Annotated in this window: 7 protein-coding genes; 1 reads left to right on the top strand and 6 read right to left on the bottom strand. The window is 57.3% G+C overall.

Translation table 11 applies throughout. The features are described from left to right. Positions 1–86 precede the first annotated feature (86 nt). The 3 genes from PKY88_08910 to PKY88_08900 are packed head-to-tail and all read right to left on the bottom strand — an operon-like array spanning position 87 to position 4071. Entirely contained in the window at positions 87–887 is an 801-nt protein-coding gene (locus tag PKY88_08910; GenBank protein ID HOQ05318.1) for a DUF1559 domain-containing protein, read from the bottom strand. Positions 888–934: 47 nt separating this feature from the next. Further along, on the bottom strand, positions 935–2686 hold the full coding sequence (locus PKY88_08905; GenBank protein ID HOQ05317.1) for a cysteine peptidase family C39 domain-containing protein: 1752 nt from the start codon (positions 2684–2686) through the stop codon (positions 935–937). Next, a complete protein-coding gene (locus PKY88_08900) occupies positions 2683–4071 on the bottom strand; it encodes a hypothetical protein (GenBank protein ID HOQ05316.1) in 1389 nt (462 codons plus the stop codon). Before PKY88_08900 ends, PKY88_08905 begins: the two co-directional genes overlap by 4 nt. A 582-nt stretch (positions 4072–4653) precedes the next feature. On the opposite strand from PKY88_08900, the gene PKY88_08895 reads away from it, so the two are divergent. Continuing rightward, the gene (locus PKY88_08895) at positions 4654–6828 is read left to right on the top strand and encodes a hypothetical protein (protein HOQ05315.1); all 2175 of its coding nucleotides are present in this window, start codon (positions 4654–4656) and stop codon (positions 6826–6828) included. A gap of 78 nt (positions 6829–6906) precedes the next feature. Here the strand turns inward: PKY88_08895 and PKY88_08890 are convergent, their stop codons facing one another. Genes PKY88_08890 through PKY88_08880 form a run of 3 tightly spaced genes read right to left on the bottom strand, consistent with a single transcriptional unit; the run spans position 6907 to position 12914 of the window. Beyond that, complete coding sequence (locus tag PKY88_08890) at positions 6907–9222, bottom strand: glycoside hydrolase family 95 protein (protein HOQ05314.1); 2316 nt, start codon at positions 9220–9222, stop codon at positions 6907–6909. A gap of 28 nt (positions 9223–9250) precedes the next feature. Further along, on the bottom strand, positions 9251–11323 hold the full coding sequence (locus PKY88_08885) for an alpha/beta hydrolase-fold protein (protein ID HOQ05313.1): 2073 nt from the start codon (positions 11321–11323) through the stop codon (positions 9251–9253). Between the two features lie 22 nt (positions 11324–11345). Further along, complete coding sequence (locus PKY88_08880; GenBank protein ID HOQ05312.1) at positions 11346–12914, bottom strand: glycoside hydrolase 43 family protein; 1569 nt, start codon at positions 12912–12914, stop codon at positions 11346–11348. Positions 12915–12926: the final 12 nt, after the last annotated feature.

Here is a 12926-nt window from a genome sequence, read left to right as displayed (position 1 = left end):
AAAGCGTTTCAAAAGATCACGTCGACTACGGTTTGCTATCCGCGGGAAGAAGAAGTTCTGGCACGGATTGCCGCGGAGGGGTTTGACTATCGGCCCCCCGTCCAAAAATAAGGCGGAGTCGGGGCTCCATTTTCATCCGTTCGGACTGTAAACCGTTCGGCCTTTTCCGTTGCAGCATGTCCATCCGCATAGGCAATGGAAACGGCTGCTCCGCGATGCCGCCCCTTCAGAGCATCCATCTGCTGGTCAGGATGGATAGAACGGTTTTGATTGAGTTTCAGTCCGGGCAGATAAAAGGAGTCATCCCGCATAGGGTTGTTATCGAAAGGATTAGGGATTCCCACCACTGCCTTCCAGCTGAGAAGACCGTATCCGGAATCGGAGTATAGGAGGGTTTCGGAGGGATGGAGGATGTGCGTTTTGCTCAGAGGCGGTCCCAAAAACTCTCCGCGGACTGAGTCCGAGGCCCATTTGGCAATGGAATAATTGATTGCGTAGTTGCACCATAAAACGTTTTCGCGCAGCGGCCCGTTCGTCGGCCGACGAGACGGGCACCACAGTATTCCTTTTGCGGAGCGGTCCTCAATGCCCAAGAAATCGAACCACCACCAGCCGGGTCTGTCATAAACCGGTTTGCCGGCAAACCCCTGCGGCGGGGCTGAACGTGTGCACTCCGGCAGACAGCAGAAGCCCTGCGGAAAACGATGATGGTCCTGTTCATAAACCTCGGTAGCAAGCCAGATCTGTTTGAGATTGGCTGTACAGAGCACTGAACGGCTTGAATCACGGCTGGATTGAAATGCCGGAAAGACAACAGCCAAAAGTACAGCCAACACCGCTGTGGTGATGAGGACTTCAATCAGGGTCAGACCTATCCTGTCTCTCATAATGAGACAGGATAGCAGCTACACAGCGGAAAATCAAGAATAACCCGTTATTTGCAGGCCCGAATGTACGTCGTGTGCCATTCTGAAGTAATCACGCAGGAGCCGTATTCCAAAGGATCCGTAAGACAGGGGGTTACGTCCATCCCGTCCATCGGTCTGCCTTCACAGAAACCGCCGTTTTCATCCTCGACGCAGCCGTATCGCGGGTAAAAGACATATAGCAGACCGTAGCACAAGGTTCCTCCGATGGGCATCGGGCAGGGAATCCAGTCGTCTTCCTGAATCTTCTGTGTGCACGAGTAGGTCTCATACAGTTCTCCGTCGCCGCCGACGATTTCATACAGCCGTGTTGGTTCGAGTGTTTTGATTTGGGTCGGCAGGCGAGTTGGGGAGTCGGCGACCAGCAGTGCCGTTCCCTCTTTCCAGTCCCGAACGAAGTCGGCGATTCGCCATTTCCAGTAAAACTTGCGGCTGCTTAAGTCAATGGTCCAGACGGAGCCGCCGTCAATCTTATCCACGATCAGATAATGTTTCTGGTTGGGCAGGTGTACGATGATTCCGCAGTCGGATAGTCCCTGAAGGGTTTGGATGTCGGTCTGAACGGCCAAACAATACAGGCCGGCTTGCTCAAGTTTCTGTTTGACCTCGTATAAACTGACCAGACCGGTCATGGGTTCGGCGGCGGAGGAAGCCGCTGCGGCTGCGGGGCCTGATGAGGGCAGAACCGAGGTGGCAAACCGGCGTTTGAGCAGCTGAACGGCGGCCTGTGCACAGTTTTGCCGGCTTTCATCCAACCCGGAGGGCAGCGACATTTTTTCCGTCATCAGTTCCGAAATATTTGTCTGTTCGCGGGAATGATAGAGCAGCGATTCGCGTCCGCCGCCCGGATGCACCTCCACGAGAGTTCCTTCTTTAAAATGGGGTTTTAGTGCATCCTCGGCGGGGGTATCCGTATTGATTTCGGTAAAGACCCAGTCGTCATAGGAAATCAAATCCAATCCCTGGGCGGTTCTGGCATACCGCTCGGTTCGGATTGTGCGGGGGATCCAGCGTCCGCCGGTCAGAGAATAGTCTGAGTAGGTTGTAGTGATGTGAACGGCCTCACTGTTCAGGGTCAGGGACAAAACCGCGTAATTCATTGCTGGGTCGAGGAGAAGAACACATTGAAGCGGAGGGGTTATCGTTTGATGAGTAAAGGACAAGCGCAGGACCGTTCGTCCGTTCAGGGTTTCTTCCTGCACGATCGGCTGTCGGGACAGCAGAGCAGAGAGGGCGTAATCTCCATGCCCCCAGGGAACAATCTCGGCGGTCAGGGGTCCCCGCAAAACCGGTGCCGAGGAAGCCGCCTGTTCGGAGATGACGGCGTATTCGGTGTTTGGGTAATACCGGATATATTGATTTCCGTCCCAAACAAAAATGCGGTTTCGATTGGAAGCCTTGTCGGGTACACGGAGAGTCTTTTGCCCCGGCTTCATCGGTTCCGGCACGGCTTGCTCGTCACCGTCGAGCGTGATCTCCCAGCGGAACCGCTGTCCGTCAAAGATAATGATTTCTTCGGTCTGGGCCAGCCAGTCTTCCGCCTGCCGATAATTCAGATGTTTGGCCCGTATGCGTCCGGATTCAATCCAATACCGGCGGGGCGAATCGGTCAATGTCCGCAGCAGGGTTTCTGTTTCCGCCGATGTCCAGATGCGACCGGCCGAGGACCAGGCCGCTGCGGCACACAAAATCAGACAGCCGATGATTGTGCTTCTCATAAAAGTCTCTGCTCCTGCAAACTGATATTTCTTCCGACTCATACACTTGAATTCCTTACCTTCTCGATAAAGTCGTTCCATTGTTCTTCACTGATTTGCTCGCGAATCTGCGGGTCTTCCTCCCAGATGCGCTCCAGAAACTCCACGGCTTCCTCCGTCACGATTTGGGATTCTGCCGGGGTCTCTGCAGATTCTGCAGCAGACAGGTCCTCTGCCTCCGAAACGGCGACGGACATTGTCTGGAAGGACTGTGTATCCGGAGCATTTGCCTGCATCGGGGCGACCTGATGAATGACTATATGGTGTCGGGCGCTGGGGATTTGTCCGTAGTCAATCAGTTCAAGTGTTACATCGCCTGCTTCAGCGGCGGTATAGACGAAGCTGGCGACCGGCCCATCGTTGAGGCTCTGGCCTAAACCGGTGGCAAAGAAAACGATTCCTTCCGGCTGGGTTTCCCCCGGTCCCCAATAGTCAAAGAACGTATAACGCGGTTCGACCAGCAGTTCGGCTGTGGACGATTCCGGGTTGTTGGGGTCATACTCGGTGTTGTCAATCCAGCCGAGCTCCGTATCAGAGATGGTTGCTTCCAGGTAAATCAGACGCACTTCCTGTTCGAGCGTGGTTTTCTGAATATAGAGGCGGACGCTTTCTCCGACCGTCAGGGTGATTTCATTGGCATCTTCACCATCCGTGATAGCATAAAAAAGGTTCGGGTCTATCGCGGCCGGGGCGGGAGCGGGCTGCCAGCCGGGCATGCCGCGGAGCCAGTGTTCTGAAAACAGCGTCAAATCCGTCAGTCCAACCAGGCCGTCCCAGTCTAAATCGGTCTGGGCGCACCAGTCCGGGGCTGTGCATCCATCCTGGAGCCAATAGGATGCAAAGTGCGCGAAGTCTTCCAGATTGACCAAGCCGTCTGCAGAAAAATCCCGGGAAGGAGTATTTTCCAGCACCAGCGTCTGGGCCGGGACATACCAGCTGTTCGGGTCCCCTGTGGTGTAGTCGTAAAACTCGAGTGTACAAGTGCCGGGGCGCAGGGCTTGATAGTCCACAACAAACCAGTCGCCGGCGTTGGGGTCAAAGGCCTCCGTGTAGAAGTCAAAGCCCTGAAGATACGAGTCTTTCCAAAGCATGGCACGTGCATGGGGGCCGGCTGCAGAAAAGCAGCTGGCCGGATAATGCCGCAGGACCGGGTTGCTGCCTCGGCCGACAATCCGGCTCACAAGACGGTCCTGGCCGCGAACAAAGATGCCTCCCTGCCAGGGTTCGTTTGCATCGGAGGAAATGACAATAGAGACCGGTTGACCGAGGAGGATTTCATTGGAAGGCAATGGAAGCAGGGTATTGGGGTCGGCCAATCGGAAGGAGACTGCGGCAAAAGCACTGCTGGAAATTAATAGAGATAATAGACAGATAACGCCTCGTTTCATTTTATCAACTCCTGCGTATCAAGACACTCAAGTTTGGAAAATCCCTTCGCGACGAAGTGTGATTGCCGATATTACTCCTTCCCATCCTCGGCATCACTGAGGCAAACCTCCCTGGCCTTTCCAGTTTCTCTATATTAGTCGTCTGTCGGGGGGCGGTGATTGATAGGGTAGATGGGAAAAATTTTAAAATTTTTCTCTATTTTGAAATTTTTTCTATCAATCAATTCCCTTTCACAAACGGCTTTAATTAAGGGCAGAATGGCAGGCAATGGGTTACTTTTTGCAGGCAAAATGGGGTGAAGCCCCGTGGCGGCAGAAGAAAATTAGGAAGGGATAAAATGGGGGAAAGGGGGTTTTATAAAGTAAACTATATCTGGATATTGTGGACCGTATAAGCCGATATGGTTTGTTAACCTTCTGTTCTTGACTTTGATTCTTTTGGCAGATATAAATATTTGGAGGCCAATTTTTGTGGAGAGGTAAGAATCTATGAAATGAAGGGGGACTATCGCCATCATATCTATAAAATATCTTCTTTTTGTGTTCTGTTTTCTTTTTCTTACCTGTTCGGTACAGGGAAAGTTGGTCGCTTTTTATCCGTTCGATGGGACTTTTGAGGATGCATTAGGGGCTCCGGAGAAGCAGTTTATTCCGCTGAATGCTCCCGGTTTTGTCAGCGGTGTGGAGGGTCTGGCCGCATCATTTGACGGAGTGAATCAGACGGCCGTAACCACGTCGTTTGTTGTGGATGATTTTAGTATTGTATTCTGGGTTCAAACTACGGATTCCCAGCCGGGCGGCAACCGAAAGTTCTGGAACGGCAAGGGGATTGTCAGCGCGGAGCACGAAGGATGCACGAACGAAACCGGCGATTGGGGAATCTGTCTGGAGGGTACCGACAAAGCCGGTTTTGGAATCGGCGGGTTTTGCGATGATGTCTATGATGTGCAGTCTGTTACCTCCATTAATGACGGACAGTGGCACTTTGTCTGCTGCACACGAGACGGCACCACGGGCGAATACAAAATCTATGTAGATGAAGGGCCTGCCGAGGAGGTCCGTGTTTGGACGCCTGTTTATCCTCGAAAGTCGGTCCCGATGTATCTGGCCTCCACCAACAATGAACCCGGAAAGTTTTTGAATGCGCGAATCGATCAGCTGGCGTTTTATGACCATGTTTTGACGCAGGAGGAAATCGATGCGGTTCGCCTGCACGGTATCCATCCGCCTGCGAAAGCTGTCCGGCTGAACCCTTCCCCGCAGGTACCGGTGCCGTATCAGGTTCTTCTTCAATGGACGAATCCGGACCGAGTCGAGTTGTACAAGCTTTATCTGGATACGGATGCCAGGCGGGTTGCCGAGCCGAATCTGCCTGCGGAGCCGATGCTGATCGGCGGGATGGAAATCTCTCCTGCTTCGCCGACCGACCCGAACGGCACTTTTCTTTTTGATGCGGTTGAACCCAACCACATCTATTACTGGCGTGTGGACACTTGTGTTATTGAGCCCAACTGGCTGTGTGTGATTCCGGAAACGAACGAACCCTGCTGGAATATTCATACGTGGGTTAAAGGCGATGTCTGGTCGTTTTCGTCCTATCCGGAGTGGCTGACGTTTGTCGGGACACTGGAAGACCGATATCTGCTGCCGGACCCGATGACGCTTCGAATGCCCCCGGCTCCGGAGGTTGAATGGACGATGGAGGTGATTGCGGCCCGCCCGATTCTTCTGCTCGAATGGCTCCGGAATGGACAGCCCCTGCCGATCGACGGGCAAAAGTACTCCGAAGAACGCCCCATCCATACGAATTTCCACATTATGACTCATTTGACGATTCACAATGCAGGAGAGGAAGACGAGGGGGTCTATCGGGTCCGGGCTGTTTTAGACAATCTGGAGGAGTATGAGTCAGCTCCGGCCGCTTTGTATGTTTCCTCCGAGAAGATTGTGCATCGGTGGAGAATGAATGAAAATTTTGATGATTCAGTCGGGGATGCCAATGCAGTTGCGGTGGATTTTCTCGGCGGCCGGATTCGGCTGGAGGGCGGGGCGGCGGTTTTGGAGCCCGGGGGAAGGACCTCCGGCGACCCGAACGCGTCCTTTTTGGATTTGCCCGACGGACTGCTTTCCTCGCTGGGCAATCCTATGACGCTGATGGTATGGTTTACGGCGGAAAGCAACCTTGCCAATCAGCCGGTTTTCAGTTTCGGAATCAGCGACGGAGGAGAAGGTCAGGCCGGCTCGCTTGCAGGAAGCCGGTATCTGATGCTGACACCCAGAAACGAGAATCCGGCCAATCCGCGGATGGTTTTTGAGAGCCGGCTCGGGGGGACCGTTCAGACCCTGACAGCTCCGCCTGCGGCGGCGGGTCAGGAAGTCTGTGCTGCGGTGGTCTGGAGCGGCGCGGAACAGAAAATGCGGCTCTATGTGAATGGCCAGCTGATGGATACGGCGGACTTAAACGGCCGTCTGTCGGATTTGGGTGACCGCAACAGCTGGCTGGGCCGTTCGCAGGCGGCTGAGCATCCTTTGTTTGCAGGCCGAATCAATGAACTGCGAATCTACAATATTCCGCTTTCGGAGCCGTGGATACGGGCCTTGTATGAGAACGGGCCGGACAGTGAGCCGCTGGAGGCCGACCCCTGCCTGAGCCCCAATCCCTTTGATGTGAACGGCGATTGTGTAGTAAATCTTGCCGATCTGGCGCTCTTTGCTGAAAACTGGCTCTGGTGCGGGCTGCTGTCGTGTCTGGAATAATTCGGCTTGCGGAGCGGTTTTCGTAAAAAGAGTAAGGAGGAGAATGGGGGGCCTCCGTGTTTCTGAATCGCTTTTTCTTTACGGCTTCCAGACGGTGGTTTGGCCTTTGGGAACGGTCAGGGTCTGCAGGGTGTCGCCATAGCGGATACGGCAGGGATGGCCGAATCGGGACTGGATGACGGCCTGCTCGAGCCGCCCGTCTTTCCAGCGGATATCCGCCACAAAACCGCCGCGGGCGCAGAGGCCCTTGACGGAGCCGGAAGGCCATTCCTTCGGCAGGGCCGGCAGCAGAATCATCTCCCAGACGCCGCCGGCTCGCCGGCTCTGCAGGAGCATCTCAGCAATGCCCGCCGTGCCGCCGAAGTTGCCGTCAATCTGGAACGGCGGATGGGCGGAAAAGAGATTCGGATAGGTGCGGTCGGGACTCAAAAGCATCTGGAGCAGCTTGAACGCCCGGTCGCCGTCGCCCAGGCGGGCCCAGAGATTCAGCCGCCAGGCCAGTCCCCAGCCGGTGGATTCATCGCCGCGAATCTCCAGGGATTTGCGGACCGCCTGCGCCAGCTCCGGGCTGTCAAAGCGGTTGATTTGCCAGCTCGGATAGAGCGCGTACAGATGCGAAACGTGGCGGTGATTCATTTCCGGCGCCTGCATATCCCAATCTTCGAGCCATTCCTGCAGCTGGCCGGCGGCACCGATTTGATGCGGGGCCAGGCGCTGCCGTGCGGCGGCCAGCCGGGCGCGGAAGTCGGCATCGATATCCAGAATCTCCGCCGCCTGAATGCAGCAGGCGAACAGGTCGCGCAGAATCTGCGTATCCATCGCCGGACCCGCACAGATGCTGGTGCCGTGGGGATGGGCGTTTTCCGGCGAAAGAGACGGGCTGGTAACCAGCCACTTATGCCGGGGTTCTTCCACGAGCGTATCGAGGAAGAATTGAGCCGCCCCTTTCAGAATGGGATAGGACTCTTTCAGGAATTCCTTGTCGAAATGGTATTCATAGTGGTCCCAGAGGTGCAGGCACAGCCAGGCGCCGCCGGTCGGCCAGAGCCCCCAGAACACGCCGTCGATGGGCGCTGATGCCCGCCACAGGTCGGTGTTGTGATGGGCCACCCAGCCGCCGGCGCCCCAGGTGACTTTGGCGGTTCGGGCACCGGTGCGGCTTAAGTCTTGAATCATTCCAAAGAGCGGCTGGGCGCACTCGGCCAGATTCGTCGGCTCGGCGGGCCAGTAGTTCATCTCCGCATTGATGTTGATGGTGTATTTGCTGCCCCAGGGCGGGGTCATACTCTCGTTCCAGAGGCCCTGCAGGTTGGCGGGCTGGCTGCCCGGACGTGACGAAGAAATCAGCAGATAGCGTCCGTACTGGAAGAACAGCACGGCCAGATCCGGGTCGTCGGCCAACTTGTTCTGGGCGATTCGACGGTCGGTGGGCAGCTCCGCCGCCGGCGTGGTGCCCAAATCGAGCTGCACGCGGTCAAAAAGCCGCCGGTGCTCCCGAATGTGGGCTTCTTTGAGCTGCTCATAGGGCAGCGCAGCGGCCTTTTGAATGTGTTCCCGAGTGAGGGCCTGCGGGTTGCCGCTGACATCTTCATAATTTTTGCAGCTGGTGGCGGCCGCAATGAGAATCACGACACTGTCGGCGCCGGAAACGCTCAGGGCGTCGGCCTCGGCGCGGCACTGCCCGCCTTGATGGAGAATCCGAATGCGGGCCTGGAACGTCAGAGCTCCTGCGATGCCTTCGGCGGAGCCGTTGATTCCGCGGACAATGAGTGTATGGCCGTCTTCGGTTTCAACGCGGGCCTGCTGCGGGGTCTTGAAGGAGGCCCTGAAGGAGATTTGCCCGGGTTTGTCGGCGGCCAGCCGACAGACGAGAACCTGATGAACGGGCGAGGAGAAAACCTCCCGGGTGAAGAGCACGCCGTCTTTTTTGTAGGAGACCTCGGCGACGGCCGTGTCGAGCCGAAGCGAACGCTGATAGTCCTGAACCGGTTCGACGGAGCCGAAGGACAGCCGCAAATCGCCGACGGTCTGATACGGCATCTGCCGCAAAGGCCGGGCCATCATGGTCCGGGAAGCCAGGTCGGCGGCTTCTCGGCAGCGGCCTTCGAAGATAAGCTTGCGGATTTCGGGGAGGGCCTGGGGGCCTTCGGGGTTGTCCGGCTGATAGGGGCCGCCCGCCCAGAGCGTATCTTCATTGAGCTGGAGCCGCTCTGTATCGAGACCGCCGAAGACCATCGCCCCCAGACGGCCGTTTCCGACCGGCAGAGCCTCGACCCACTGCCGCGCGGGCTGGGTATACCAGAGGGTCAGGGGTTTGCGGCTTTCCGCAAGCGAGACAGCGGATAGAGCCATCCACATCGTCGCCAGAATAGTTCGAATCCGTTGGGAAGGCATAGCGCTCTCCGAAAAGAATGCCGGTTTCTTACGGTTTGGGTTTCGGGAAGTCCGCCGGCGAGCGGAAGACATGCTGGAGGAACCAGTACAGGTTGTTCTGCCATTCGGTCGGGTCATGGCCGTGCGAGTCCACATGCCAGATGTGGGGGATATTGTGTTCCTTCAGGTAGTAATGCAGGCGGCGGCTGATGGGCAGCAGGCCGTCCTGACTGCCGCAGGCCAGATAAAGCAGTTTCAGCTGGGTGCGGGTTTTGTCCGGGTCGGGCACGAGCTCTGCGGGCTGTTTGGTGTTGGGAGCAGCGGAAAAAGCGCCCAGCCAGGCGAATTTGTCGAGGTGTTTGAGGCCGAAATTGAGGGTCTGGCCGCCGCCCATCGACAGCCCGGCCAGCGCGCGATGCTCCCGGCCGGTCAGCACCGAATAGCGGCTTTCAATCGACGGGATGACATCGTTCAGCAGGTCCTGCTCGAACCGCTCGAAGGCGGGGGCGTGGCTGAACACGTTGCCTTCGGCGCGGTCGTTGGGCTGGGCCCGTCCGTTGGGCATCACGAGAATCATCGGCACCGCGCGGCCGTCGGCCAGCAGATTGTCCATCAGGACATCAGGCGAGGCGAAGCGCTGCCATTCGGTTTCATCGCCGCCGATGCCGTGCAGCAGATACAGCACGGGGTATTTGCGGTCGGGGGAATAATTCGGCGGGGTATAGACAAGCATTTTGCGGCGTGTGCCGACGGTCTTGGAATCGTACTCAATCATTTCCATCCGGCCGTGCGGGATGCCGTCGCGTTTCTGGTTGAAGCCCGCCGGCGGTTCGTCAAAGACGGGCTTGTCATCCGCTTCGAGGGCGACAGGCTGGCCGAACCCGCCGGGTCGGCGGGGCGCAGGAGCAGCCGGCTCCGGGGAAGCGGCTGGAGCAGCGGAAGCAGCCGGCGATTTGGAATCCGTTTGGAAGACCAGCTGAGCAAACTGATAGAAACTGCGCCGCCAGGTCTGCCACTCGTGAGCAGTATTGGGCGAGATATAGCAGACGGCGTTGATGCCGGCAGCCTTGAGCTGCTCGACGTGATTGCGAATGGCATCGGGGTTTTCTTTGGAGCCGCAGCTTTCAAAGATCAGTTTGACCTTTTTGTTGAATTCTTCGGCGTTGGCCATGACGCCGCCGTGGGCCGTGGCCGGGTCGCCGACGGTGCCGCCGCTGAAGATGCCGATGTGCGAGAACACATCCAGATTGCGCATGGCAATCACGTTGGTCTGCATGCCGCCCATCGACAGACCCGCCATCGCCCGATAGGGCTGCTCGGCCCGGGTTCGGTATTGGCGGTCAATCATCGGGATGACTTCCTGCAGGAGCACTTTTTCGAAGGTGTCGGCCCATCCGGGCGGCGGCCAGGGCCGGCCTTTATCGCGCCGCGGGCGGGGCTGTCCCGGCGCCGTCCAGGTCCCGTTTTCCATCACAATCAGAAACGGCACGGCTCGGCCTTCGGCCAGCAGATTGTCCATAATCAGATTGACCCGGCCCTGATTGGACCAGCCGGTTTCATCTTCTCCGCCGCCGTGCTGCAGATACAGAACCGGATAGCGGACGGAGGTGTTTGTTTCATAGTCCGGGGGTGTATAGACAAAACACCGACGGAAGGAGTTGGTAATTTTGGAAAAATAGATGTGCTGGCGAACCTGGCCGTGCGGGACATCCTTCAGGGCGTAGAAATCCTGGTCGTGGGCGGGTGTTTCCACGCCGCTGCCCCACCGGCTGGCGCCGTAAAAATAGAGAGTGCCCGGGTCGGGTACCGCCGCCCCGTCAATTATCAGCTGATAATAATGGAACCCTTCGTCCTGCGGGGCGGACATGCCCGTCCAGACCCCTTCTTCGTCTTTGGTCATCGGGTATTTGACGGCGCCGATATCCAGAAAGACGCTGCGGGCCTCGGGTGCGAAAATCCGGGCCAGAACCCGTCCTTCTGAATTGACCTGAGGGTATTGACGGCCCGGCTGGTTCAGGGGGGACGGTCTGAAGTCGTCTTTGGGGGCGGGCGCATCCGTCTGGGCCCTGCCGTACAGTCCGATAGTCAGTACAATCAGCAAAACGAGTCCTTTGTGCTTCATTCTAAGTCTCCTTCAAAAAAAGTTATTCCATGATTTGCGGACTGACGCGGAAGTAATCGAAATCGACAATGCCGCCGGTCGTCTGTGCGGCCCAGTTGAACAGGCCGAAGCGGTAGCCCATAAAGTGCGGCAGCGTGTAGGCCATCTGCAGAACCGAACCAATGCGGGTCCAGGTTGTGCCGTCCAGACTGTAGTAGAAATAGGCCTTGTCCGTACGTTTGCGGAAATCGCAGTCGATGCGCAGATAGACGATGTCCTGTTGGAGCGGAACGGTTTCCATTGTTTGCGGGCTGTCGGACTGGGCGCTGACCATCACGATGGATTTAGCGCCCTGCTCCATTTTCACCCCGACAAAACCATAGCGCTTTTGGAGAGCGATAAGGCCCGCACAGTCGCCGTCTTTCATGTTGGCCGTGTCCAGTTTGGTGCCGGCCGAGCAGACCGGCCCGAAGGTCCGCTGGGTGAGCATATTGCGCACCTGCAGGACACTGCTGTCGATGCGGCCGGTCGTCAGACGAAGATGACCCTTGCGGACGCCGATGGACCAGAAGCGATTATCCGGGTTGTGATTCCACTGCCAGGCCAGCGGCAGGGGCTCACCCGGGGCGCGGTCGAATTCATCCGAGCAGACCAGATTGGAAAGGCCTTCGCCGCTGTCTTCGATGTCGAGCACATCGGGGGCTTTGCCGTTTGTGCCGAGCACCGGCCAGCCGTCCACCCACTGAACGGGCACCACCCAGGAACTTCGCCCGACGGCGCCGTTATCCTCAAAGAGGACGGCATACCAGCGGCCGTCGGGGGTGTCAATCAGACAGCCCTGTGCGATGCCGCGGTCCTGCAGGATGACTTTGCCTTCGTAGGGGCCGGTGATTTTGTCTGCGCGGTGGATGATTTGCGTGCGCATCCCGCCGCGGGGCCAGGTGATGTTCATCAGGTAGTACTTGCCGTGGACCTTGAGCATTTGGGAGCCCTCGGCGGGCAGACCGATATTGGGGCCCGCCACGGCACTGGCGTTTTTGATAATGATGTCGTGAAAACCCCCTTCTTTCAGGCCGGACAGGTCGCTTTTGAGTTCCGCCAGCCGAATGTCGCCGCCGCCGTACACCATATACACCCGCCCGTCGTCATCAAAGAACAGCGAATGATCGTGCAGGGACGGGGCAAACGAAATCTCCTTCCAGGGGCCTTTCTCGATGTCCTGCGTGGTGTAAATGTGGGTGCGTCCGCTGGTGCTGGAGAACGTGGAGGCATAATACGTGCCGTTGTGATACCGAAGCGAGCTGGCCCAGGAACCGGCGCCGTAGGCGTTTTTGCCGTTTTCGAGGTTCATGGCGTCGTTTTCTACGAGCCGGTCATAGGCATAGCCGACGAGTGTCCAATTGACCAGATTTTTGGACTTCATAATCGGCAGCCCCGGGCTCATATGCATCGTGGTGCTGCTCATATAATAGGTATCCCCGACGCGAATGACGGCCACATCGGGCACATCGGCCCAGATAATCGGATTGCGGGCCGGTCCGGCCTGTAGCAGACCTGCTGAAAAGCAGACAAGCCAGGCCGACAGAACCATTTGAAGCGAGTTTCGATTCATTGTTTTCCCTCA

The sequence above is a fragment of the Anaerohalosphaeraceae bacterium genome, assembly GCA_035378985.1.
In the GTDB taxonomy this organism is placed as follows: domain Bacteria; phylum Planctomycetota; class Phycisphaerae; order Sedimentisphaerales; family Anaerohalosphaeraceae; genus JAHDQI01.
The sequence above is the reverse complement of the archived record's forward strand: the minus strand, read 5'-3'. Positions and strand labels throughout refer to the sequence as shown.